Raw genomic sequence first — 23,806 nt, 5'->3', positions numbered from 1 at the left:
GGATCCATGAACTCGATCAAATCGACGGCGCTGGAGCCGACCCGTTCGGAGCTCCCCGGACTGAGCTACGGCCAGAAGGCGGCGCGCTATCTGCCGGTCTACGGCCTGCCGATCCTGACGCTGCTCCTGATCCTGCTCTTCTCGCTGCTCCTGCCGCGGACGTTCCCGACGCTGCTCAATTTGCGCTCGATCGTTTCCGACAAGGCGATCATCGCGCTCTTGTCGCTGGCGGCGATGATTCCGATGACTTCGGGCCGCATCGACCTCACCGTCGGCTACGGCATCGTGCTCTGGCACATCCTTGCCATCAGCCTGCAAACCGCATTCGGCATGCCCTGGCCGCTCGCGGTGCTCATCGTCATCCTGCTCGGCGTGCTCACCGGCTTCATCAACGGCCTGCTGGTCGAGGTGGCGCGCATCGATTCCTTCATCGCCACACTCGGCACCGGCACGGTGCTCTACGCTTTGGCAATGTGGTACACGGGCGGCCGCCAGGTCGTCGGCGTGCTTCCCGACGGTTTCCTTTCCCTCAACGGCACCATGCTGTTCGGCCTGCCGATCACCGGCTACTACGTGGTCGTGCTGGCGCTGGTGATGTGGCTGGTGCTCGAATATATGCCGCTTGGCCGCTACCTCTACGCCATCGGCGCCAATCCGAAGGCGGCCGCGCTCAACGGCATTCCGGTGCAGAAATTCGTCATGGGGGCCTTCGTCGCCTCCGGCGCGCTCACCGCCTTGGGCGGCGTGCTGCTGGCCTCGAAGCTCAGGATCGGCCAGGCCAGTGTTGGCCTCGAATACCTGCTGCCGGCCCTGGTCGGCGCATTCCTCGGATCGACCACCATCAAGCCGGGCCGCGTCAATGTCTGGGGCACGATCGTCGGCGTCGTTATCCTCGCCGTAGGCATTTCCGGCATCCAGCAGTTCGGCGGGTCGTTCTGGGTAGAGCCGTTGTTCAACGGCGTCACCCTGCTCGTCGCGATCGGCATTGCCGGCTACGCGCAGCGGCGCCGCGGCGCGGTGGTGCCGGCATCCGCGCCCACCAGCCGACCAGCCACCAGCCAATCAACAAATACAACCGACAATGCTTAATGGGAGAAACGATATGCAGCGCAGAACAGTCCTACAGCTCGGAATTGCCTGCCTGGCGCTTGGCATCGCCTCGCCGGCGCTGGCCGACCCGATGGCCGACGCCAAAGCGGTGGTCGATAAATATGCCAGCAAGGTCGAGAAGTGGGACGGACCGACCACGGGACCGAAAGGGGCTGCCGGCAAGACCATCGTCGTGCTCGGCGCCGACATGAAGAACGGCGGCATCCTCGGCGTCACCAAGGGTGTCGAGGAAGCCGCTGCCGCCCTGGGGTGGACGGTCAAGACGCTTGACGGGGCCGGCTCCATCGGCGGCCGCACCGCTGCCTTCGGCCAGGCGCTGGCGCTCAATCCCGATGGCATCATCATCAACGGCTTCGACGCCGTCGAGCAGAAGCCGGCGATGGAGCAGGCCAAGGCGGCCAAGATCCCGATGGTGGCCTGGCACGCCGCGCCGACCGTCGGCCCGATCGACGATCTCGGCATCGTCGCCAACGTCTCGACCGATCCAATGCAAGTTTCGAAGGCGGCGGCCGACTGGGCCTTTGTCGACGCCAAGGGCAAGCCCGGCGTCATCATCTTCACCGATTCCACCTACCAGATCGCTATCGCCAAGGCGGACCGGATGAAGAAGGAGATCGAGGATCTCGGCGGGAAGGTGCTCGAATATGTCGACACGCCGATCGCCGAGACCTCGCAGCGCATGCCGCAGCTCACCACCTCGCTGCTGCAGAAATACGGCGATCAATGGACCCATTCGCTGGCGATCAACGACCTCTATTTCGACTTTATGGGGCCGTCGCTCGCGGCGGCCGGCAAGTCCGGCACCGATGCGCCGATCAACGTCGCGGCGGGCGACGGTTCGGAATCGGCCTACCAGCGCATCCGCTCCGGCCAGTTCCAGAAGGTGACGGTGGCCGAGCCGCTGAACCTGCAGGGCTGGCAGCTTGTCGACGAGCTCAACCGCGCCATGGCCGGCGAGAAATGGTCGGGCTACATCTCGCCGCTGCATGTGGTGACTTCCGACAATGTCGAGTTCGACGGCGGCCCGGACAACCGTTTCGACCCGGGCAACGGCTACCGCGACCAATACAAGAAGATCTGGGGCAAATAGACGCCATCCAGAACGATCAGCGAGCGGTCGGCGATCATCCGCCGGCCGTTCGTTTTTTCCGACGCTTCAGGCCGTGTGTCGCACAACAACCTTGGGCGTCATGCCGACTACGACGCGGTCATCGAGCGCTCGCCGCCCGTTGAGCAGGTCGAGCACCAGCTCGGCGACGCGGATGCCGATCTCATGCGCGCCGACGTCGATCGTGGTGATCGAAGGCACCGACTGCTCGGCGAGATCATAGGCGCCGAAGCCGGCAATCGCCACGTCGTCCGGCACGCGGATGCCGCGTCGAACGCATTCCATCAGGGCGCCGAAGGCGGAGAGGTCGGACACGCACATCACCGCCTGTGTGTCCGGCCAGCGCGAGATCATCTCGACCATGGCGGTCGCGCCCTCGCGCATCGAGATCGGCGGCACGCCGGAGGCAATCACGCGCGAAGCGTCGAGGCCGCGGTCCTCCAGCGCCGCGACGAAGCCGCGTCGGCGGTCCAGACCACGGGTGTCCCGCGAGGTGTCGCCGCCGATAAAGCCCAGCCTCGAATAGCCGCGCTGAACGAAATGATCGACCATCAGCCGCCCGGCATCGGCATTGGAAAAGCCGACGACGTGGCCGATGGGGTCGGCCGGCAAATCCCAGGTCTCCACGACCGGAACGCCGGCATTGGCCAGCAACTTGCGGCAGCGCGACGTGTGCCGGCCGCCGGTCACGATGATCGCCTCCGGGCGACGCTGAAGCAATTGCCCGACCAGGCGTTCCTCCTCCTCGACATTATAGTCGGTGAAGCCGAGCAGGATCTCCAGCCCGCTGTCACGCAGGCCCTCGGTCATGCCGCGCACCGTGTCGGCGAAATTGGCGTTGTTGATCGAGGGGATCGTCGCGGCGACGAAGCCGGAGCGCCGCGACGACAGATTGGCGGCGATGCTGTCGAAGACATAGCCGAGCTCTTCAGCCGCCTTCAGAATGCGGTCGCGCGTATCGGCGCTGACCGAAGCGTCGCGCTTGAAAGCGCGCGACACGGTCATCGTCGAGACGTTGGCGCGATGCGCGACATCGGCCATGGTCGGCCGTTTGGGCGAAGATTGCATGGCCGTACGTTATCGATATCACGGCGGAATGCAACGCGCCGTTGCGGCTCACGCAAACGCGATCTGGACCTTCATCGCCTGACTGCGGTCGTTGGCGAGCTCGAAGCCGGAAAGCGCCTCGTCGACCGGCACCGAGTGGGTGATCAGCGGCTTCACGTCGATCAGCCCCTTGCGCATCAGCTCGACGCCGACGGCGAATTCGGGATGGAAGCGGAACGAGCCGTTGATCGACAGTTCCTTGGCGGTCACCGTCGACATCGGCAGTGCCATCTCGGCGCCGCCGAGGCCGAGCTGGACGATGGTGCCGCGCGGACGCAGCGCAGCGATGCCTTGCGCCAGCGCCGACGCCGCGCCCGAACATTCGTAGAGGATGTCGAAGGTCCCCTTGTCGGCAAGGTAGGGCGCCAAACCTTCCGGCTCGGTTCGGGTGTTGATGGTCTTGTCGGCGCCGGCGCGCATGGCCATCGACAGCGTGAAATCGGCGATGTCGACGGCGACGATCTCGGCCGCACCCGCGCGGCGCGCGCTGATGATCGACAGCAGGCCGATCGGCCCGCAGCCTGTGACCAGCACGCGCTTGCCCAGCATCTCTCCGGCCCGGCGCGTCGCGTGCAGACAGACGGCCAGCGGTTCGGCCATCGCCGCCTCGCCGGCGGTCAGCCCGTCCGCCGGGACGCACTGAATCGCGTCCGCCACCAGCATTTCACGAAACGCGCCCTGGATATGCGGGAACGGCATGGCGCTGCCGTAGAAGCGCATGTTGAGGCACTGGTTGTGCATGCCCTCGCGGCAATAGCGGCAGCTATAGCAGGGCCGCGACGGAGACACGGCGACGAGCTGTCCCGTCTGCAGTCCACTCACTCCCGGCCCGAGGCTCTCGATCACGCCGGAGACTTCGTGGCCGAGGATCATCGGCTCCTTCAGGCGCACCGTTCCGAAGCCGCCGTGATTGTAGTAGTGCAGGTCGCTGCCGCAGATGCCGCCGGCGGCGAGACGCAACAGCACCTGGCCCGGCCCCGGTTCCTCGACCGGACGGTCCTCGATGCGCAGGTCTTTGGCGGCGTGGATGACGATCGACTTCATGACAGGCGAACTCCTCGGACTGTGCAGGCAGGCTTTGCGTGAAAACTTGCGTAAAACAATTTCACAGCACCGGCGTCAGCAACGGCTGGCCAGCAAAATGGGCGGCAAGGTTGTCGCGTACCAGCTTGCCCATCGCCTTGCGTGTCTCGATAGTGCCCGACGCATGGTGCGGCTGCAAAAGGACGTTGTCGAGCGCCAGGAACCGCGGATTGAGCTTCGGCTCGCCCTCGAAAACGTCGAGCGCGGCAGACCCCAGCGCCTTCTTCTCGAGCGCATCGAGCAGCGCATCCTCGTCGATATTGGAGGCGCGCGAAATGTTGATCAGCATGCCGTCCTCGCCAAGCGCCGCGATCACCTCGCCATTGACGATGTGGCGCGTCGCGGCCGACGCCGCGAGCGTCACGAACAGGAAATCGGAACGGCTGGCCAGGGCGACGGGATCGGCGACGAACTCCCAGTCCGCGGCGAAATCCTTGGGCGCGACGTCGCTGTAGGCGATGTCCATGCCGAAGCCGGCCAGACGCTTGGCCACCTCATAGCCGATGCGGCCGAGGCCGAGCACGCCGGCCCGCCGGCCCCAGACTCGGCGCTTCAGCGTGTAAAGGCCCTTAGAGGCCCAGCTGCCGTCGCGCACCCAGCGCTCGGCGCCGATCATGCCGCGCGACAGGCACAGCATCATGGCGATGCCGAGATCGGCGACGTCGTTGGTCAACACATCAGGCGTATTGGTGACCCGCACGCCGCGCTCTCGGCATGCCGACAGATCGACCGCGTCGAAGCCGACGCCGTAGACGGAGACGACCTCGAGTGCCGGGCACGCCTCGATCATGGCGCGGTTCGCGCCGAGTTCGCCGCGGGTGGCGATGGCGCGGACCTGCGGCCCGACGTCGGCGAGGAAGGACGGCTTGTCCTCGGCCGCGAAATAACGATGCACCACGAAGGCTTCGTTGAGCGGCACCTCGTCCCACGCGGGATAAGGTCCAACCTGAAGGATATGGGGCCGCTGCATCGGTTTTCGCTCCACTTGACTTGACAGCTGATGTTATCGATAACATAAAACGGACAGCGACGAGAGGCAATCGAGAAAATGTCGTCCACCTTGTTCGATCTCACCGGGCGCACCGCGCTCGTCACCGGCTCCTCGCAAGGCATCGGCCTTGCCTTGGCAAAAGGGCTCGCCGGTGCCGGGGCCAAAGTGGTCCTCAACGGCCGCGACGAGGCAAAACTCGCCGTTGCGGCCGCGCAAATCCCCGGCGCTGTGACGCTGGCCTTCGATGCAACCGACCATGATGCGGTACGCGCCGCCATCGATGCGTTCGAGCAGGCTCACGGAGCGATAGACATTCTGGTCAACAATGCCGGCATGCAGTTCCGTACGCCGCTCGAGGACTTTCCCGCCGACGCCTTCGAGCGCCTGCTGCAGACCAACGTCGCCAGCGTCTTCCATGTCGGCCAGGCCGTGGCGCGCCACATGATCCGGCGTGGCCGCGGCAAGATCATCAATATCGCCAGCGTGCAGACCGCGCTCGCCCGGCCGGGTATCGCGCCCTACACGGCGACCAAGGGCGCGGTCGGCAATCTCACCAAGGGCATGGCGACCGACTGGGCCAGGCACGGCCTGCAATGCAACGCCATCGCGCCCGGTTATTTCGACACGCCGCTCAATGCGGCCCTTGTCGCCGACCCGGCCTTCAGCACCTGGCTTGAAAAGCGCACGCCGGCTGGCCGCTGGGGCAAGGTCGAAGAACTGGTCGGCGCCTGCGTCTTCCTGGCTTCGGACGCCTCTTCCTTTGTCAACGGACATGTCCTCTATGTCGATGGCGGCATCACAGCTTCGATCTGACCTGCCGCCGCGCATGGTCGTCATGGGCGTCACCGGTTCGGGCAAGACGACGGTTGGCGAGGCGCTGGCCCGTGCGATCCACGCGACGTATGTGGATGGCGACAAGCTGCACCCTGAAGCCAACACCGCCAAGATGAGCGCAGGCATTCCGCTTGACGACGCCGACAGGTGGCCATGGCTGGCGAAAGTCGGCGGAACGCTGAGGCGGCAGCCCGCACCGGTCATCGTCGGTTGTTCGGCGCTGAAGCGCGCCTATCGCGATTTCATCACCGAGCAGGCCCGCGCGCCGGTGCTGTTCATCTATCTCGATGGTTCGCGTGAACTGATTTCCCGGCGCATGAGCGAGCGCACCGGCCATTTCATGCCGACCAGCCTGCTCGACAGCCAGTTCGCGACGTTGGAAGTGCCAGGCAAGGACGAGAATGCCATCGCGGTTACGATCGACGCACCGCTAGAAAAGATTGTCGCGGATATAACGTCCAGATTTGAGGAGCGACCGTCATGACCAACATAGTCGCGCTAATCGGTGCCGGTGCCATGGGCGGAGCGATCGGCGAACGCCTGCTCGCTACCGGCAACCGGCTCTTCGTGTTTGATCTCGACACGGTCAAGGTGGAAACGCTGGTTGCGAAGGGCGCCAGCGCCGCGGCCAGCGCGGCCGCGGCCGCCGCAGCGGCCGACTTCGTCATCCTCAGCCTCAATTCCGCTGCGATCGTGCGCCGCGCCGTGTTCGGCGATGGCGGCGTCGCCGCCGGCGCGAAGCCCGGCACGCTGATCATCGACATGTCGTCCATCGACCCCGACGCGACGCGCCAGCTGGCGGCGGACGCCGGCGAAAGGAGTCTGCGCTGGGTCGACTCTCCGCTCTCGGGCGGGGCGCCGAAAGCCCTCGTCGGCGAGCTGACGCTGATGGCCGGCGGCAAGGCGGAAGATGTGGCGGACGCGCACAAGGTGCTCCACCACGTCGCCAGCAACTATACGCATATGGGTCCGGCCGGTGCGGGGCAGACGACGAAGCTGATCAACCAGGTGCTCTGCGCCCTGAATTTCATGGCTGTGGCGGAAGCGACCCGGCTTGCGCTCGATGCCGGCGTCGACGCGCTCAAGATCCCGCAGGCGCTGAAAGGCGGCCGCGCCGACAGCGCCATTCTGCAGGAATACCTGCCGCGTTTTGCGACCTTCGACTACCGGCGCACCGGCCGCATCGACAACATGGTCAAGGACCTCAACGCCGCGCAGGACCTGGCGCGGCGCACGCACACTGCAATGCCGCTGACGGCCGTCTGCGCCGAAGTGCACCGGCTGTTGACGGCCGCCGGACTGGGTGGCGAGGACCAGGCCGCTTTGATGGAATTTTTCCGACGCAAGGATGAGGAGCCCGCAGCATGATCACACGCTATGCGCTGTTTGAAGGCAAGGTGAAAGACGGCCAGACCGAAGCCTTCCGCGAGGATGTGATCAGAACCGTCCTGCCGAAGTGGAAGGCTTTCCCGGGCGCGCTAGACGTCCGCGTCAGCTTTGCCGAGAAACGCGACGATGGCGCGCCGGAATTCCCGATGATCCTGGCAATCAACTATCGCGACATGGCCGCGGTCGAGGCCGCGCTCGCGAGCCCCGCCCGCGCGGAATCTCGCGCCGCGACCGAGGCGGTGTTGGCCAAGTATTTCGAGGGACGCATTCACCACCACGTCACCATCGCCAACGAGTTTTCCCTGTCGACGGATTGACGTGCTTAAATCTGCCCCTGAGCCCTAAATGCGCAGGCAAGACAGGCAGCCGCACCAACGAAATCTTAATGTAAATCAAGCGTAATCCCGACCGTTAAAATTGTGCGTTTGGGTTGGGGTTGCGCATGCCGGAGTATTCCTCCTTCATCCGGTCGATCCGGGTCCGCTATATTTCGGGATTGCTCGTCTTTGCGCTGGCCTCGGCGGCCGTCATGTTCGCGCTCAACCGCGTGAACTCATACCGCCACGAAGTCGATGCCTTGAGCGCCAATTTCGTCATCTTCTCGCGCGACCTGCGCAACGCCACCAATTTCGCCGAGACGACCGGAACCGTGTGGCGGGCTGAGACCCGCGATGGGCTGATCGCAGCCGCGCGCGGCCATTCCGAACGGCTGATGGGCGAGATCGAAATCCTGAACGCGCAGCTCGCGGCGATCAGGCCGCGGCTGTCGAAGAATACGCTCAATGCGCTCGAATCCGCTTCGGTGAACGACGATCTGTTCTGGTCGGCGCGCGACATGGTGCGCAATTTCAACCTGATGTCGGTGGCCCAGACAGTCGACGAATGGAGCTACCGCGAGATCCGCAACCAGAACGATCTTTTCGCCCAGCCGATGCTGGTTCGCGTGCGCACCGCGCTCGATGACGAGCGGCGCCTCGCCGATGCCGCCAGCGACCGGCTGCTCCTATGGGCGAGCGGTCTGCTGATCGCCGTCATCGCCATCGCCGCGGTTCTGATCTTCCGGCCGATGGAGAACGCGATCCGCCGCGCCTTCGCCGAAACCGCCGCATCGTTGTTCAAGGCCGAGGCGGCCGACCGGGCGAAATCGGAATTCCTCGCCAATATGAGCCATGAGATCCGCACGCCGATGAACGGCGTGCTCGGCATGGCCGAGCTTCTCGCCAAGACCGAGCTGACGCCGCGCCAGAAGACCTTCACCGACGTCATCGTCAAATCCGGCAACGCGCTGCTCACCATCATCAACGACATTCTCGATTTCTCGAAGATCAATGCCGGCCAGCTGACGCTCGACCCCGCCCCGTTCCGCCTGGCCGAAGCGGTCGAGGACGTGGCCACGCTGGTCTCGGCCCGCGTTGCCGAAAAGAACCTCGAGCTCATCGTGCGCGTCGACCCGCGCCTGCCTGGCTTCGTCGTCGGCGACGCCGGCCGTTTCCGCCAGATCGTTACCAACCTGCTCGGCAATGCGGTGAAGTTCACCGAGAAGGGGCATGTGCTGATCGATGTCGGCGGCGATGTGGTCGATGGGACCGTCCAGCTCAAGGTCCGCGTCGAGGACACCGGCATCGGAATCCCCGCCGAAAAGCTGCAGAGCGTGTTCGAGAAATTCGCCCAGGTCGACGGCTCGTCCACCCGTCGTCACGAAGGCACCGGGCTCGGCCTTGCCATCTCCGCCCGCCTCGTCGACCTGATGGGCGGCAAGATCGGCGTTGAAAGCGAGATCGGCCGCGGCTCGGTCTTCTGGTTCGCCGTACCGCTGCCGGCACACAAACAGCAAGCGCGCGACGAGATCGTGCCGGTCGACGTAACCGGCGCCCGCGTCCTGGTCATCGACGACAACCCGGTCAATCGCGAGATCCTGCTCGAGCAACTGCGCAGCTGGAGCTTCGACTGCGCCGCGGCCGAAAGCGGCGCCGTCGGCCTCGCCTTTCTCGACCGCGCCTGCCAGCTCGGCGCTTCGGTCGACTGCATCATCCTTGACTACCAGATGCCCGGCATGAACGGCGCCGATGTCGCCAAGGCGATCGCCGCCGACAGCCGCCTGTCTTCCATTCCGGTCGTGCTGCTCACTTCGGTCGACCAGGTCGATTTCGGCCGACTGGTGATCGATTTCGGCATCGTCGCGCATCTCACCAAGCCGGCGCGTTCGGCGGTGCTGCTCGGCACCGTGATCTCCGCCATCCAGAAGGCGCGCACGCAAGGCGGCAAGGCGCATTTCGTGCGCGAGCCGGTCGTCGTCCAGTCGGCTCCGCCGCCCTTCACCGTCATCCGTGGTCCAGCCGTTCCGGTCCTCTCGCCCGAACCGGCGGCGGCGCCGAGCGGTCCGATCGATATCCTGATCGCCGAGGACAATGACGTGAACCAATTGGTCTTCGGCCAGATCCTCAACGGCCTCGGCCTCAGCTATCGCATTGCCGGCAATGGCCGCACCGCGGTTGAGATGTACCGCTCGCTGCGCCCGAGGCTGGTGCTGATGGACGTCTCCATGCCTGAGATGAACGGTTACGAGGCGACGCGCGCCATCCGCGCCATCGAAGGGCAGAGCGGCAGCCATACGCCGATCATAGGCGTCACCGCGCATGCGCTGAAGGGCGACCGCGAAAAATGCATGGAAGCCGGCATGGACGACTACCTGCCGAAGCCGGTCTCTCCCGACCGCCTCGGCGCCAAGATCGGCACCTGGCTCAGCGAGACGGTGGCGGCGAAGACGGCTTGAGCTACCGATTTCGCATAACCAGGCACGCCCCGCCGACGCTTTGCAGCTTATTGCAGATGCCGTTGGCCTCGGCGCGCGAGTCGGCACCGATCCTGACCGCATAGATGCCGCGCCGGCCGATCGGCGTGCGCACGCGGCTGACCACAGGATCATGGCTGCCAAGCAGGGAAGGGAATCGGCCGCGAACCCGCAACCACTGGCTGATTGCGGCGGAGCGGCGGAAATTGCCGGCCACCTGGACGCCCCACGGCTTGACGTTGATCGAGGCCATGGCGACGGTCCGCGACATGATCACCGGCAGCCTGCGGCAGGCGACCGCGAAGCTCATCTTCGGATCGAGCGGCCGGATCGTGCCGGCATAGGCGGTGTCCGAGAACTTGTCGACCGGCTCGCCCATGATGTCGAAGACATAGCTTTCGGTCTCCATCGGCAGGAAGCCGCCGGAGGAGAGCCAGCGTGACACGCGATTCTCGCCCGCATTGTAGGCGGCAGCCGCGAGGCCGAGATTGCCGTAGCCCGCCTTCATCTCGGCAAGATACTTGGCCGAGGCGGGGATCGCCTGTCCGATGTCGAACGGATCGGCAAGCCCGCGCAGCTTGGCGGTGCCCGGCATGAACTGGGCGATGCCCTCGGCGCCCACGGGGCTCACTGCATTGGGATCGAAGCGGCTCTCCTTCCAGATCAGCCGGGCGAAGAAATCCTTGGGTAGGCCATTTTGCTCGGCCTGGGTCTCGATCAGGTCACAGACGCGATTGATCAGCCGCTTTGCGGCCGATCGCGACTGCGGCGGATCGGCGAATGCCTGACCGGCAGGGATCAGCGCGCAAATCAGGATCAGTGCCGTCCTGAGCAAGCGCTGCATGGCTCATTCCGCGGCGGCTTTGCCGTGTCCGTACCGCTGCTCGATATAGTCGGCGACCATCTTTTCGAAATCCTGCGCGATCGAGGGGCCACGCAGCGTCGCCGCCTTCTTGCCGTCGATGAACACCGGCGCCGTCGGCGTCTCGCCGGTTCCGGGCAAAGATATGCCGATATCGGCGTGCTTGGATTCGCCGGGGCCGTTGACGATACAGCCCATCACCGCGACCTTGAGGTTCTCGACGCCCGGATATTTCTCGCGCCACACCGGCATGTTCTTGCGGATGTCGGCCTGGATGCTCTGGGCCAGCTCCTGGAAGACGGTGGAGGTCGTGCGGCCGCAGCCGGGGCAGGCCGCGACGATCGGCACGAACTGCCGGAAGCCCATCGTCTGCAAAAGTTCCTGCGACACCTGCACCTCGCGCGTGCGGTCGCCGTTCGGCTCCGGCGTCAGCGAGATGCGGATCGTGTCGCCGATGCCCTGCTGCAGGAGGATACCCATGGCAGCCGAGGAAGCGACGATGCCCTTGGTGCCCATGCCAGCCTCGGTCAGCCCGAGATGCAGCGCATGGTTGGAGCGGGTCGCAAGCTCGGTATAGACGGCGATCAGATCCTGGACGCCGCTCACCTTGGCCGACAGGATGATCTTGTCGCGGCCGAGCCCGATCTCTTCCGCCATCTCCGCCGACAGGATCGCCGACTGCACGATCGCCTCGCGGGTGACTTCCTGGGCGGTGAGCGGCGAGCCCCGGCCCTGGTTGTCATCCATCAGCCGGGTCAAGAGCTCCTGGTCGAGCGAGCCCCAGTTGACGCCGATGCGCACCGGCTTGTCGTATCTGATCGCCATCTCGACGATCGCGGCGAACTGGCGGTCCTTCTTTTCCTTGAAGCCGACATTGCCGGGGTTGATGCGGTATTTCGCCAGCGCCTCGGCGCAGGCCGGGTGATCGGCGAGCAGTTTGTGACCGATATAGTGGAAGTCGCCGACCAGCGGCACGTTGACGCCGAGCCATGCCAGCCGATCACGGATGCGCGGCACGGCGGCGGCGCTCTCGTCGCGGTCGACAGTGATGCGCACGATCTCCGAGCCGGCGCGATGCAGCGCCGCCACCTGGGCAACGGTTTGATCGATGTCGGCGGTATCGGTGTTGGTCATCGACTGCACGACGACCGGCGCGCCGCCGCCGACCATCACGCCGCCGACATCGACGCCGACCGATGCGCGCCGCGGGAAAGGAGAAGAAAAATATCCGGTCATGCCGGCCGCCTTCATCTGGAAGTTCCGGGCATGAGGTGGCGGAGCAAAGATGGCTTGTCAATGGCCGGTGACAGCCACGGTCCGCAAATCGGCTGCGCTTGGTTGGCGGCCGTGCGGTTCAGCAGCCCACATCGGGCTGCGGTTGCATTCCAAGGAAGAGTCAGGAAATTCAGCGTAAACTCGCCAGACCGGCGGCATTCTTGCCACCGGTTGGGTTGCACCCGACGGGTGCGGTTATGTTGCCTAGAGGAGTTTCAGTGTGCCGTCGGTTTCGCCTTCAGCTTTTCAATCTCGTCCTTGATTGCCAGCTTGCGCCGCTTGAGAGTGGCGATCTCGAGGTCGTCTACCGAAGGATGATTCATCGCGTCGATAAGCTCGCGCTCGATGTCGCCGTGCTTCCGCTGCAGCTCATCAAGATGGGATGCAAGAGACATGATTGGTTCTCCCTTTCATGGATTCCTCGATTGCAGCCGTCTCAGGCACGTCCACCGCAGGTCGCAACTGTGACGGCACGATGACAGTTTGCCACCAACCAATCTCGATGTCGAATGCCGCGTGGTAGCATTCCACGACAATGTGAAATGTGATATCAGCGGCGCGCCGGTCACAAACCCACCGGCCCCGCCCAAAGGCCCATCCCTGGGCGACGCATACGCAGACGGTAGATAATGTCCGAACAGGAACAGGCTGAGATACGCCTCGAATATTCCCGGCTCAAACAGGAACACGCCGATTTCGACGCCGCCATCAATGCGATGATCGCCATGGGTTGCGACCCGCTGCAGATCCAGCGCATGAAGAAGAAGAAGCTGATGCTGAAGGACCGGCTGATGGCGCTGGAAGACCGCATCATCCCCGACATCATCGCCTGACCGGCAGCTTCTTACGCTCGACGGCTAAGAGATCGAAAGCCGCGCGGCGCGGTCACGCAGCAGCGCGACCAGCTCGCCTGTCCGATCTTCCGACGTGTCGATCGGAACCACCAGGCACATCGTCGCCTCGATCTTCCCGGGCGCTGAAAAGACCGGCGCCGCCAAGCATTTGGTATAGGCGTCGACAAGGCCCGACGTCACGCAGTAGCCGGTGACGCGGGCTTTTGCGATGTCGTCGATGAAGTCGTCGAGCTCGATCTTGCGGCCATCCGGCAGCACGAGGTCGTCCCGCGAGATCATCGCCTCGATCCGGCTGCGTTCCAGGCCGGCGAGCAGCAGCCGGCCCGACGCGGTCCAAGGCAGCGGGATCTGCAGACCGGTCGCCGAGCTGATGCGGAACGGCCTGGTGCCCGGGCTCGAATGGACGATCGTGTAGCGGCCGCTCTGCAGCATGCACAGCTCCGAGGTCTCGCCCGTCTCGCGCGACAGCGTGTCGACCTCCTGCCGCCCGCGTCTGAGCAGGTCGTTGCCACGCATATAGGCCATTCCGTAGAGGTAAAGCTTCTTGCCGAAATAGACGCGGTTGCCGTCGCCGGCCATCTCCAGCAGACCGGCGCCGACCAACTCGCGAACCAGCGTGTAGGTCGTCGAGCGGGGGGCGTTGAGCCCCTTGGCCAGTTCGCCGATGCCGATCGCGCGCTGCGTGGCATGCAGGAACTCCAGAATGTGCAGCGCGCGGTTGAGACCCTTTTCGCGAGAGTTCGCGGGCCTCTCTTCGTCCGAACTTCCGGCCTGCCACTCGGTCAGTGTTTCGCCATCTTGCATTGTCGATTCCCGGTGTTAGTATCTGTCTTGTACAGGATACATACGTCTCTTGTAAGAGACAATCGTATATCGATTGCTGACGCGTGTATTCATGGGGAACACACCACCAAAGGAGGTCGCCGTGAACGACACATCCGGAAGACGTGATTTTCTAAAATTGGGAATGGCCGGACTTGCCACCGCCGGCGCGCTCACCGCGGTCAGCGCCGAGAAGGCCGCCGCGCAAGCCGCGTCCGACAGCGTACTGCGGACCGCGCTCGATCGTGGCAAGCTGATCGTCGGCACCGGCAGCACCAACGCGCCGTGGCATTTCGAGAACGATGCCGGCGAGCTGGTCGGCATGGACATCACCATGGGGCGCATCCTCGCCAAGGGCCTTTTCGATGACCCTACCAAGGTCGAATTCGTCATGCAGGATCCGGCGCAGCGCATTCCGAACGTGACCACCAATAAGGTCGATATCACCATCCAGTTCATGACCATGACGGGGCAGCGCTCGCAGCTGATCCACTTCTCGCGCCCCTACTATGTCGAAGGCGTCGCGCTGCTGACGCTGCCGGGGTCCGAGAACAAGACTTTCGACAAGCTGCTGGCGAACGGCTCCGCCACGCGCATCTCGATCCTGCAGAATGTCGATGCCGAAAACTCGGTGCACTTTGCCCTGCCCCAGGCGCAGGTCATGCAGATCGACACCCAGGCCAACGTGCTGCAGGCGCTGGAATCCAAGCGTGTCGACGCCGCCGCGGTCGACCTCTCCACCGTGCGCTGGCTCGCCTCGCGCAACCCGGACAAATACTTCGACGCCGGCAAGAGCTGGTATTCGATGCTTTACGGCGCGGCCATCAGGCAGGGCGACCTCGACTGGCTGACCTACGTCAACCAGACCTTCACCATCGCCATGTTCGGCCACGAGACGGCGCTCTACGACGCTGCCTTCAAGGAATATTTCGGCCAGGAGCCGCCGCCGCGCCACCCGGGCTTCCCGGTCATCTGACGAAGCCTTCTGACTTTAGCCGGCGGAGGGAGGCAACAAGCGCCCTTCCGCCTGTTCTCCTCGACACGGGCTCCTGCAGTGACGAATTCTTCATCGTCACAACAGGCCATTGAGACGGACGCATGGGCTATACGCTCAATTTCAACCTGATCTGGCGCCATTTCGACAAGCTCTGGGGCGGACTGCTGCTCAGCCTCGAGCTTGCCGTGATCTCGATCGCCATCGGCATTGTCATCGGACTGGTACTGGCCGTCTGGTATGTCTCGGCCGGGCGTGTCGTGCGCGGCATTATCGCCTCTTACGTCGAATTCATCCGCAACGTGCCGCTGATCCTGCTGGTCTATCTGGTGTTCTACGGTCTGCCGACCGTCATCGACCTGGCCTACAGCGCGCAGACGTCCTTCGTCGCCACGCTTGCCGTATACAGCGGCGCCTATCTCGTCGAAGTGTTCCGATCCGGCCTCGAAGCCGTGCCGCGCGGCCAGATCGATGCCGGCAAGGCAATCGGCCTTACGCCATGGCAGCGGCTTGTCCATGTGCGGCTGCCGACGATGATGCGCATCACCCTGCCGGCGCTTTCGAACACGTTCATCTCGCTGTTCAAGGACACGTCTGTCGCTTCCGTCATCTCCGTGCCCGAACTGACCTACGGCGCGCAGTGGATCAACTTCAACACCTTCCGCATCGTCGAGGTCTATCTGGTGGTGACGGCGATGTATCTGGTGACGGGTTACGCCCTGCTCTTCGCGCTCCGGCTGGTCGAGCGCTGGTATAGGACGGCGCGCTGATGCTTGGCCAGATCGCTTACGCCCTGCCGTTCCTCGCCGAAGGCTTCGCGCTGACGCTTTGGGTATCGCTGCTCGTCGTGGTGCTGTCGCTGATCGCCGGCGTTGTCCTCGGCGTTGGCCTCGTCTACGGGCCCGCACCCTTACGCTGGGCGGTGCGGATCTTCAGCGACACCGTCCGCGGCATCCCGATCCTGGTGCTGATCTTCTTCGTCTATTACGGCCTGCCGGCCGTCGGCGTGCATCTCCAGTCCTTCTGGGCGGCGGTGCTGGCGTTGACCTTGTTCAAGACCGCGCAGGTCGTCGAATATCTGCGCGGTGCCGTCGCCTCGATCCCGAAAGGCCAGTCGGAAGCGGCGATGGCGATTGGCCTGACCTTTCGCCAGCGCCTTACCTACGTGATTTTCCCGCAGGCCTTCCGCCGCTTCCTGCCGCCTTGGATCAACGGCGTCACCGACGCGGTCAAGGGCAGCGCGCTGGTCTCGCTGCTCGGCATCACCGATCTGATGCAGGCCATCAACCAGGTCATTGGCCGCACCTATGAGGCGATGCCGCTCTATATCCTCGGCGCCCTTCTCTATTTCGGCGTCAACTACGCGCTTTCGCTTGCCAGCCGACGGCTGGAGCAGCGCTTTGCCTTCATCCGGGAATAGCACGATGGCCACCACTTCCGATAACAGCCCTGCGCTTCTCGATATCGCCGAGGTCTCGAAATCCTTTGGCTCGGTCGAGGTACTGCGCTCGGTCAGCCTCAAGGTAGCGAAGGGCGAGGTGGTCGCCATCATCGGACCGTCCGGCAGCGGCAAGACCACGCTGCTGCGCTGCGTCAACTTCCTCGAAAGCTACGACAGCGGCTCGATCCGCATCGACGGCAAGGAGGTCGGTTTTCGCGACGGCGGCGCGCGCCAGCGCCGCAGCGAGCGCGACTTGGCCGCCATGCGCGCCGAGACCGGCATGGTGTTCCAGGGCTTCAACCTGTTCCCGCATCTGACGGCGGCCGGCAACATCATGCTCGGCCTCACCAAGGTACGCGGCAAGAGCAGCGCCGAGGCGCGCTCGATCGCCGAGCACTGGTTGGGTCGTGTCGGTCTCGCCCACAAGGCCGACAGCCTGCCCGCCGAGCTTTCCGGCGGCCAGCAGCAGCGTGTCGGCATCGCCCGCGCCGTCGCCATGGAGCCGAAGATCCTGCTGCTCGACGAGATCACCTCGGCCCTCGATCCGGAACTCGTCGGCGAGGTTCTGGCCGTGGTGAAAAGCCTCGCCGAGGACGGCATGACCATGGTGATGGTGACGCATGAGATGGCTTTCGCCCGCGACGCCTCAACCCGCATCGTCTTCATGGCCGACGGCGGCGTCAGTGCCGTCGGGCCGCCGAAGGAGGTGCTTGCCGCGGAGACCACGAACGAGCGCCTGCGGACTTTTTTGGCGCGCTTCCGCGCCTCGCAATTCTGACATCGGATGGCAAATGCCATCCAAGGAGCATTCTTCCATGACGCCTTACACCCGGCTCGCCGAACTCGGCCTGACGCTGCCCGAGCCGCCAACGCCCATCGCCAACTTCGTCACTCATGCCGAGAGCGGCCGGCTGATCTTCCTCTCGGGCCAGGGCCGCTGCGCGCCGATGGCACGCTTTGCACCGGCAAGGTCGGCGAGGACGTCACCGTCGAACAGGCCTATGAGCATGCCCGGCTCACCGGCCTCAACCTGCTTGCCGTCATGCACGCGGCGGCGGGCGACCTCGGGCGCATCGTGCGCGTCGTCAAGCTGCTCGGCTTCGTCAATGCGACGCCGACCTTCAGCGATCACCCGAAGGTGGTCAACGGCTGCTCCGATCTCTTCGCCGATGTCTTTGACAAGATCGGCGGCCACGCGCGTTCGGCGATCGGCGTCGGCTCGCTGCCTGGAAACATCACCGTCGAAATCGAAGCGGTCGTCGAGATCGCCGCCTGACACTGGGATCTGCTGCCATGAAAACCTATTCCGAGACCGGCTCCAACACCACGATCCGCGAGCGGCTGGGACTGCGTCCGATCATCAACGTCTCGGGCACGATGACGACACTCGGCGCTTCCATCATCGTCCCGGAAGCGATCAGCGCCATGGCCGAGATCGCCTCGCAATGGGTGGAGATGGACGATTTGCAGCGCGCCGCGAGCGCAGTCGTCGCCCGTCTCACCGGCGGCGAGGCCGGCTTCATCACCGCCTGCTGCGTCTCAGGCATCACCATGGCGATCGCCGGCGCGATGACCGGCACCAACCTGCTGGCCATCGAACGGCTGCCCGACGACACCGAAGGGCTAAAATCGGAGGTCGTCATCCAGCTCGGCCATATCGTCAATTACGGCGCGCCGATCGATCAGTCGATCCGCGTGGCCGGCGCCAAGGTCATTCCGGCGGGCACCGTCAGCGTCACGCAGGATTACCACGTGCGCGAGGCGATCAACGAGCGCACGGCGGCCGCGCTTTACGTCGTCGCCCACCACACGGTGCAGTACGGCATGCTTTCGCTGGAGGAGTTCTGCGAGATCTGCCACGCCAAGAATGTGCCGGTGATCGTCGATGCCGCTTCGGAATACGATCTGCGGACATTTCTCGCGCAAGGCGCCGACATCGTCGTCTACAGCGGCCACAAATTCCTGAGTGGCCCGACCAGCGGCATCGTCACCGGCCGCAAGGATCTGGTGCGCGCCGCCTATCTGCAGAATCGCGGCGTCGCCCGGGCCATGAAGGTCGGCAAGGAAAGCATCGCCGGCACCATGGCGGCGCTCGACGCCTGGGAAAAGCGCGACCATGCCGGCATCCGCCGGCGCGAAGAGGCGGCGCTCGATCTGTGGAAGGATGCGCTGCAAGGCATTCCGGGCATTGGCGCTGAGATCGTGCCCGACCCAACCGCCAACCCGCTCGACCGCCTGCAGGTCTTCGTCCGTCCGGAGAGCCGCTTCACCGCCGCGGGCCTAACCTCGGCTTTGGCCGCCGGCTCACCGCCCGTCATCGTGCGCAACCATGAGGTCGAGCGCGGACACTTCTTCCTCGACCCGTGCAACCTGCATCCCGGCGAGGCCGAGATCGTCGCCGAGCGGCTGCGCGCCGTGCTGACCGCGAAGGAGCGTCCCGCGGATGCGATGAAAGCGGCGCGCAAGGATTCATCCGGGGCGCTGCGCTGGCCGGACTAGACCTCCCCACCGTCGGCCCACAGCCGCGACAATCCTTGCGGCTGCCGGCGAATTCCGCTAAGGCGCGCCTTTGCCGCCGGGAGCGAAAACCTTGACCGATCAGCGTGCCGAAGTCGCCATCATCATGGGCAGCCAGTCCGACTGGGCGACGATGCGCCAGGCGGCGGAAACGCTGGATGCGCTGGGCATCCCGCACAAAAAACTGATCGTCTCGGCACACCGCACGCCGGACCGCCTCTATGAATTCGCCAAGGGCGCCAAGGCAGCCGGCTACAAGGTGATTATCGCCGGCGCCGGCGGCGCGGCGCACCTGCCCGGCATGACGGCGGCGATGACGCCGCTGCCCGTCTTCGGCGTGCCGGTGGAATCCAAGGCGTTGTCCGGCCAGGATTCGCTGCTCTCCATCGTGCAGATGCCGGCCGGCATTCCGGTCGGCACGTTAGCGATCGGCAAGGCCGGTGCCGCCAACGCCGCCCTTCTGGCCGCGGCCGTCCTGGCGCTGAGCGATGAAAAACTCGCCGCCCGCCTCGATGCCTGGCGCACCGCACAGACCGCCAAGGTCGCCACCGAGCCGGCGGATACCCCGTGAGCCTAGCCCCGGGATCGACCATCGGCATCATCGGCGGCGGCCAGCTCGGCCGCATGCTGGCGATGGCCGCCGCCCGCCTCGGCTATCGCACCATCGTCCTGGAGCCACAGGCCGACAGCCCGGCGGCGCAGGTCGCTAACCGTCAGATCGTCGCCGCCTATGACGATCCGGCGGCCCTTGCCGAACTGGCCGGCGCCAGCGCTGTCGTCACTTACGAATTCGAGAACGTCCCGGTTCAAGCGGCGCAGACACTCGCGGCGCGCGTTCCCGTCTGTCCGCCGGCCCGCGCGCTGGAAATCGCGCAGGATCGCGTGACCGAAAAAAGCTTCCTGAACGGCATCGGCGTTCCCACAGCCGAATTCTGCCCAGTGGACAATGACGAGCAGCTGACGGCCGCGCTGAAGAAATTCAGCGGCAGCGGCGTGCTGAAGACGCGCCGCATGGGCTATGACGGCAAAGGCCAGCGCGTCTTCCGCAACATGGAGACCGGCGGCTTTGCCGGCACCTGCGAGGCGATGGGCAATGTGCCGCTGATCCTCGAATCGCTGGTCGCTTTCGAGCGCGAGATTTCGGTGATTGCCGCGCGCGGGCAGGACGGCTCGGTTGCAGCCTACGATCCGGCCGAGAATATCCATCGCGAAGGCATATTGCGAACGTCGACATTGCCGGCCGCCATCGCACCGGACACCGCATCGGCGGCGAAGCAAGCGGCAGCAAAAATCCTTGCGGCGCTCGACTATGTCGGCGTCATCGGCGTCGAGTTCTTCGTCCTCGCCGACGGTTCGCTTTTAGCCAATGAGCTCGCGCCGCGTGTCCACAATTCCGGCCACTGGACGGAGGCCGCCTGCATCGTTTCGCAGTTCGAACAGCATATCCGCGCCGTCGCCGGCCTGCCGCTGGGCTCGCCTGCACGGCATTCCGACTGTGTCATGGAAAACCTGATCGGCGATGACATGCTGAAGGTTCCGGCGCTGCTCGCCGAGCCCGGCCTGATGCTGCATCTCTACGGCAAGGCCGAGTCGCGGCCCGGCCGCAAGATGGGCCATTTCACGCGCATTGAGCGTCGGCGCTAACGCCGGCTACTGCACGTCTTCGTCCTCGTCCGGGCTGGCGCAGCTCGGATCGCCTTCCTGGCAGTTGGGGCCGGAGGTGAGTTGCTTGGTGCGCTCGGTGGTCAGTTCCGTCAGGCATTGCGAAACCTCCATCGGGTGGATGGAACCGCCCTCGCTGTCGGCGGTCGAATAGGCGCATTCGGCGTCGCGGAAGGTGATCCAGGCGCGCTGTGCGGTCTGCAGCAACTTGTTGGCCTTCTCGTCATTGCGGCCGACAATATCCTTGTAGGCGGCGTTGAGCTTGGCATCGGCCGCCTGATAATCGGCATTGGCGCAGATATTCATCATCCACTGGCTGTCGTCGCTGCGATCGCAGTCCTCGGCCCATGCAGCCGGAACCGTCGCGATGAGGACAAGGCATGCGGGCAGAAAGAGACGGCGCATGATAAGACTCCGTTTCGCTGAGAGCATCTGCAACCTAGAGGATCGCTTGGCGTCGCAGAAATGCGGCTAAACAAATAGACATAACCGGAGGGGACCTATGTCCCGCTCTGGCGTGGCCCGCAACATTCCAGCCGCCTCTGAGTCGCGCAATGCCGCGCGTTCCCTATGGCGAATATTTGATCAGCGCACCATTTGCGGCATAAGAGCCGCCCGCTTGCGGTTGACACGGGCAAGGCTCCTCGTTTATGAGCCACGCAAGTTCAAGGCGCGCTTTTTTCGGGCGCGCCTTTAAAATTCGGCCCGGGACCGGGCCCCCGACCGAACAGGCAAGACCATGAAGATCAAGAATTCGCTCAAGGCGCTCAAGGCGCGTCACCGCGACAACCGGCTGGTTCGCCGCAAGGGACGCATCTACATCATCAACAAGACCGCTCCGCGCTACAAGGCGCGCCAGGGCTGAGACTTGCGCGCGGCGCTAAGCGCCGCGCCCGCTGATGTCGACTGCCGGTTCGCCGGCCCTCTCACGCTAAAATCATTTTGACGATCCGCCGTCCGGGACTAGATTCCGGACATGCGGATTCTTTTTGCGTTCTTCACTGCCCTGGTCCTTTCCGGAACGACCTTGCCCGCTTCGGCGCAGCATGAGGCCACGCCGCCCGCCGCTTCGCCGCCGGCCGCCATCACGCCGCCGCCGGTCGCCTCGACGAGGCAGGGGCGGCTCGACCAGCTCTTTGCCGATCTCAGACGCGAGCGCAACGAGAAGGCCGCCGAACGCATCGCCGGCCGCATCTGGAATGAGTGGAACCAGTCCGGCAGCGCCTCGATCGACCTGATGATGCGATGGGCGCAAAGGGCGGCGGAAGACCAGAAATTCGACGTCGCGCTCGATTTCCTCGATCAGGTGGTGACCTTGCAGCCCGATTATGCCGAAGGCTGGAACCGCCGCGCTACCGTGCATTTCCTGATGAAGAACTATGGAAAGTCGATGTCGGACATCGACCACACGCTGCGGCTCGAACCGCGCCATTTCGGCGCGCTGTCGGGTCTCGCGCAGATCATGGCCGAGACCGGCCACAAGCAGTCGGCGCTGGAAGCCTGGCAGAAGGTGCTCACCATCTATCCGATGATGCGCAGCGCCCAGGGCCAGGTCTCGACGCTGTCGGAAGACCTGGCCGGCGAGGGCATTTGAGGGGCAGCTTTTCGTCATCCTCGGGCTTGAGCCAACGACCCATGCCGTGACTTTTCCGCGCCGCGACGGTGGTGCAGAACTCTGCTCCGCTGCAGCCTTCGCGCAAGGTGACGACGACCTTGACAAGCCCGGCCAAGCCGAACGTTTGCGATACTCCACCGAAGCGGGCAATAATTTGGCCTGGCAGCAGGCCGCCAGCTCGCCAAACTCATCGCGCTCCTAAATTAGATCCACTCGCCCGTACTTTCCGCATGGACCTCATCTGCCTCGCGCTCCTCCCCCTCGTTGCCTTCCTCATCGCCCTTGCCGGCATTACCCGCGCCGGCGTCTGGCTGATCGAGCGCCGCAATCCGCCGATCGGCGCATTCGCCGACATCGATGGTGCCCGCATCCATTATGTCCACGTCCCCGCCGCCGGCGCCGATCTGCCGCCTGTCGTCTTCATCCATGGCGCCAGTGCCAATCTCAAGGACCAGATGCTGCCGCTGAGGCCTTTGCTCGAGGGCCGCGCCGAGCTGCTGTTCCTCGACCGACCGGGCTTCGGCTGGTCGGAGCGCGGCGACAACGAAACGCTGGCGGCGCAGGCCGACACTGTCGCCGCGTTGATGGATCGGCTCGGCATCGCAAGGGCGATCATCATAGGCCATTCCTTCGGCGGCGCGGTCACAACCGCCTTCGCGCGCCAGCATCCGCAAAAGACGCTCGGCCTCGTCTTCCTGGCGCCCGTGAGCCATCCGTGGCCGGGCGGCGCGACCGCCTGGTATTACAAATTGACGGCTGTTCCGGTGGTCGGCTGGCTGTTTTCCGAGACCATTGCTTACGCGGCGGGCATGCTGCGGATCGGCAATGCCACGGCCTGCGTGTTTTCACCGAACAATGTGCCGAAGGGCTATATCGGCAAGGCTTCCATTCCGCTTGTTCTGAGGCCGCCTGCCTTCCGCGCCAGCGCCCGCGATGTGGCCCAACTTTACGATTATGTGCGCGCTGCCTCGCCTGGCTACCGTGAGATCAAGGCGCCGACCTTGGTCATCTCCGGCGATCGCGACAAGGTGGTCTATGCCACGGTCCATTCCGTCGGCCTCGAACGCGACATTCCCGGCGCCGAGCTGGTCTGGGTCGCGAATCTCGGCCACAAGCCCGACTGGATCGCCCCGGACCTCGTCGTCGGCGCCATCGAAAGGGCGGCCGGCGCGCCGGTCGACCTGCAGTCGATGGCGAGCGTTGTGGAAAGCCGCATCGCCGGCGACGCGCAAGGCGCTGACAGGTACCCGGAACTGAAGGTGCCGGACGCCGAGCTGGCGCCGGGCTAAGCTCGGGACCGGAAGGCTGTCGAGATTCAGATTAGGCCGAGCCGAGCAGAGCGGATTCCGAG

Annotated in this window: 26 protein-coding genes and 1 pseudogene; 19 read left to right on the top strand and 8 right to left on the bottom strand. The window is 64.8% G+C overall.

Annotated features, from left to right (window positions below; genetic code table 11):
- Positions 1-6: 6 nt before the first annotated feature.
- On the top strand, positions 7-1,089 hold the full coding sequence (locus tag EJ078_RS17390; RefSeq protein ID WP_127215840.1) for an ABC transporter permease: 1,083 nt from the start codon (positions 7-9) through the stop codon (positions 1,087-1,089).
- Positions 1,090-1,102: 13 nt separating this feature from the next.
- On the top strand, positions 1,103-2,200 hold the full coding sequence (locus tag EJ078_RS17385; protein ID WP_127241085.1) for a substrate-binding domain-containing protein: 1,098 nt from the start codon (positions 1,103-1,105) through the stop codon (positions 2,198-2,200).
- A 66-nt stretch (positions 2,201-2,266) separates the two neighbouring features.
- Here the strand turns inward: EJ078_RS17385 and EJ078_RS17380 are convergent, their stop codons facing one another.
- The 3 genes from EJ078_RS17380 to EJ078_RS17370 all read right to left on the bottom strand — a co-directional run bounded on the left by EJ078_RS17380 (position 2,267) and on the right by EJ078_RS17370 (position 5,378).
- Positions 2,267-3,286 carry a LacI family DNA-binding transcriptional regulator gene (locus EJ078_RS17380; RefSeq protein WP_164746826.1) on the bottom strand — a complete coding sequence of 340 codons (1,020 nt, stop codon included), beginning with the start codon at positions 3,284-3,286 and terminating at the stop codon, positions 2,267-2,269.
- A 48-nt stretch (positions 3,287-3,334) separates the two neighbouring features.
- Positions 3,335-4,369: an L-idonate 5-dehydrogenase gene (locus tag EJ078_RS17375; protein ID WP_127215842.1), complete on the bottom strand. Its 1,035-nt coding sequence runs from the start codon at positions 4,367-4,369 to the stop codon at positions 3,335-3,337.
- A 61-nt stretch (positions 4,370-4,430) separates the two neighbouring features.
- Positions 4,431-5,378 carry a 2-hydroxyacid dehydrogenase gene (locus EJ078_RS17370; RefSeq protein WP_127215843.1) on the bottom strand — a complete coding sequence of 316 codons (948 nt, stop codon included), beginning with the start codon at positions 5,376-5,378 and terminating at the stop codon, positions 4,431-4,433.
- 78 nt (positions 5,379-5,456) lie between these two features.
- Between EJ078_RS17370 and EJ078_RS17365 the strand changes: the two genes are divergently transcribed.
- The 5 genes from EJ078_RS17365 (at position 5,457) to EJ078_RS17345 (ending at position 10,395) form a co-directional block, all read left to right on the top strand.
- On the top strand, positions 5,457-6,212 hold the full coding sequence (locus tag EJ078_RS17365; protein WP_127215844.1) for an SDR family oxidoreductase: 756 nt from the start codon (positions 5,457-5,459) through the stop codon (positions 6,210-6,212).
- Positions 6,181-6,717 (top strand): gluconokinase, encoded by a 537-nt coding sequence (locus EJ078_RS17360; protein WP_127215845.1) that lies wholly within the window; start codon positions 6,181-6,183, stop codon positions 6,715-6,717. Before EJ078_RS17365 ends, EJ078_RS17360 begins: the two co-directional genes overlap by 32 nt.
- Entirely contained in the window at positions 6,714-7,601 is an 888-nt protein-coding gene (locus EJ078_RS17355) for an NAD(P)-dependent oxidoreductase (RefSeq protein WP_127403435.1), read from the top strand. Before EJ078_RS17360 ends, EJ078_RS17355 begins: the two co-directional genes overlap by 4 nt.
- A complete protein-coding gene (locus EJ078_RS17350) occupies positions 7,598-7,939 on the top strand; it encodes a hypothetical protein (RefSeq protein WP_095828374.1) in 342 nt (113 codons plus the stop codon). The genes EJ078_RS17355 and EJ078_RS17350 overlap by 4 nt, the downstream gene beginning before the upstream one ends.
- Before the next feature lie 125 nt (positions 7,940-8,064).
- Complete coding sequence (locus EJ078_RS17345; RefSeq protein ID WP_127215243.1) at positions 8,065-10,395, top strand: response regulator; 2,331 nt, start codon at positions 8,065-8,067, stop codon at positions 10,393-10,395.
- Position 10,396: 1 nt separating this feature from the next.
- Here the strand turns inward: EJ078_RS17345 and EJ078_RS17340 are convergent, their stop codons facing one another.
- The 3 genes from EJ078_RS17340 to EJ078_RS17330 all read right to left on the bottom strand — a co-directional run bounded on the left by EJ078_RS17340 (position 10,397) and on the right by EJ078_RS17330 (position 12,945).
- On the bottom strand, positions 10,397-11,257 hold the full coding sequence (locus EJ078_RS17340; RefSeq protein ID WP_095799807.1) for a lytic transglycosylase domain-containing protein: 861 nt from the start codon (positions 11,255-11,257) through the stop codon (positions 10,397-10,399).
- Between the two features lie 3 nt (positions 11,258-11,260).
- Positions 11,261-12,511 (bottom strand): flavodoxin-dependent (E)-4-hydroxy-3-methylbut-2-enyl-diphosphate synthase, encoded by a 1,251-nt coding sequence (gene ispG, locus EJ078_RS17335; RefSeq protein ID WP_127215242.1) that lies wholly within the window; start codon positions 12,509-12,511, stop codon positions 11,261-11,263.
- Between the two features lie 254 nt (positions 12,512-12,765).
- Positions 12,766-12,945 (bottom strand): YdcH family protein, encoded by a 180-nt coding sequence (locus tag EJ078_RS17330; RefSeq protein ID WP_040998838.1) that lies wholly within the window; start codon positions 12,943-12,945, stop codon positions 12,766-12,768.
- Between the two features lie 234 nt (positions 12,946-13,179).
- Here EJ078_RS17330 and EJ078_RS17325 point away from each other — a divergent pair, with 234 nt between their 5' ends.
- A complete protein-coding gene (locus EJ078_RS17325; protein ID WP_067001951.1) occupies positions 13,180-13,383 on the top strand; it encodes a DUF465 domain-containing protein in 204 nt (67 codons plus the stop codon).
- A gap of 24 nt (positions 13,384-13,407) precedes the next feature.
- Here the strand turns inward: EJ078_RS17325 and EJ078_RS17320 are convergent, their stop codons facing one another.
- The gene (locus tag EJ078_RS17320; protein WP_127215241.1) at positions 13,408-14,208 is read right to left on the bottom strand and encodes an IclR family transcriptional regulator; all 801 of its coding nucleotides are present in this window, start codon (positions 14,206-14,208) and stop codon (positions 13,408-13,410) included.
- A gap of 163 nt (positions 14,209-14,371) precedes the next feature.
- Between EJ078_RS17320 and EJ078_RS17315 the strand changes: the two genes are divergently transcribed.
- From EJ078_RS17315 to EJ078_RS17280, 8 genes and pseudogenes are all read left to right on the top strand, one after another.
- A complete protein-coding gene (locus EJ078_RS17315) occupies positions 14,372-15,202 on the top strand; it encodes a transporter substrate-binding domain-containing protein (protein ID WP_189413851.1) in 831 nt (276 codons plus the stop codon).
- A 122-nt stretch (positions 15,203-15,324) separates the two neighbouring features.
- Positions 15,325-15,990: an amino acid ABC transporter permease gene (locus EJ078_RS17310; protein ID WP_067319366.1), complete on the top strand. Its 666-nt coding sequence runs from the start codon at positions 15,325-15,327 to the stop codon at positions 15,988-15,990.
- Positions 15,990-16,640, top strand: a complete 651-nt coding sequence (locus EJ078_RS17305; RefSeq protein WP_067001941.1) for an amino acid ABC transporter permease — start codon at positions 15,990-15,992, stop codon at positions 16,638-16,640. The genes EJ078_RS17310 and EJ078_RS17305 overlap by 1 nt, the downstream gene beginning before the upstream one ends.
- 4 nt (positions 16,641-16,644) lie before the next feature.
- Positions 16,645-17,439 (top strand): amino acid ABC transporter ATP-binding protein, encoded by a 795-nt coding sequence (locus tag EJ078_RS17300; RefSeq protein ID WP_127215239.1) that lies wholly within the window; start codon positions 16,645-16,647, stop codon positions 17,437-17,439.
- A gap of 37 nt (positions 17,440-17,476) precedes the next feature.
- A pseudogene (locus tag EJ078_RS17295) lies at positions 17,477-17,937 on the top strand (RidA family protein).
- Between the two features lie 17 nt (positions 17,938-17,954).
- Positions 17,955-19,160, top strand: coding sequence for an aminotransferase class V-fold PLP-dependent enzyme (locus EJ078_RS17290; RefSeq protein WP_127215238.1), 1,206 nt, complete (start codon positions 17,955-17,957; stop codon positions 19,158-19,160).
- Between the two features lie 91 nt (positions 19,161-19,251).
- Entirely contained in the window at positions 19,252-19,749 is a 498-nt protein-coding gene (gene purE / locus EJ078_RS17285; protein WP_067319690.1) for a 5-(carboxyamino)imidazole ribonucleotide mutase, read from the top strand.
- Positions 19,746-20,822, top strand: coding sequence for a 5-(carboxyamino)imidazole ribonucleotide synthase (locus tag EJ078_RS17280; protein ID WP_127215237.1), 1,077 nt, complete (start codon positions 19,746-19,748; stop codon positions 20,820-20,822). The genes purE and EJ078_RS17280 overlap by 4 nt, the downstream gene beginning before the upstream one ends.
- A gap of 6 nt (positions 20,823-20,828) precedes the next feature.
- On the opposite strand, the gene EJ078_RS17275 is transcribed toward EJ078_RS17280, so the two are convergent.
- Positions 20,829-21,245, bottom strand: coding sequence for a lysozyme inhibitor LprI family protein (locus tag EJ078_RS17275; protein ID WP_127215236.1), 417 nt, complete (start codon positions 21,243-21,245; stop codon positions 20,829-20,831).
- Between the two features lie 334 nt (positions 21,246-21,579).
- Between EJ078_RS17275 and ykgO the strand changes: the two genes are divergently transcribed.
- From ykgO to EJ078_RS17260, 3 genes are all read left to right on the top strand, one after another.
- On the top strand, positions 21,580-21,705 hold the full coding sequence (gene ykgO / locus EJ078_RS17270) for a type B 50S ribosomal protein L36 (RefSeq protein ID WP_040974291.1): 126 nt from the start codon (positions 21,580-21,582) through the stop codon (positions 21,703-21,705).
- Positions 21,706-21,816: 111 nt separating this feature from the next.
- Positions 21,817-22,434 carry a hypothetical protein gene (locus EJ078_RS17265; protein ID WP_127215235.1) on the top strand — a complete coding sequence of 206 codons (618 nt, stop codon included), beginning with the start codon at positions 21,817-21,819 and terminating at the stop codon, positions 22,432-22,434.
- A 251-nt stretch (positions 22,435-22,685) separates the two neighbouring features.
- Complete coding sequence (locus EJ078_RS17260; RefSeq protein ID WP_127215234.1) at positions 22,686-23,744, top strand: alpha/beta hydrolase; 1,059 nt, start codon at positions 22,686-22,688, stop codon at positions 23,742-23,744.
- Positions 23,745-23,806: the final 62 nt, after the last annotated feature.

It is taken from the genome of Mesorhizobium sp. M1A.F.Ca.IN.022.06.1.1, from assembly GCF_003952605.1.
Lineage (GTDB): Bacteria > Pseudomonadota > Alphaproteobacteria > Rhizobiales > Rhizobiaceae > Mesorhizobium.
The sequence above is the reverse complement of the archived record's forward strand: the minus strand, read 5'-3'. Positions and strand labels throughout refer to the sequence as shown.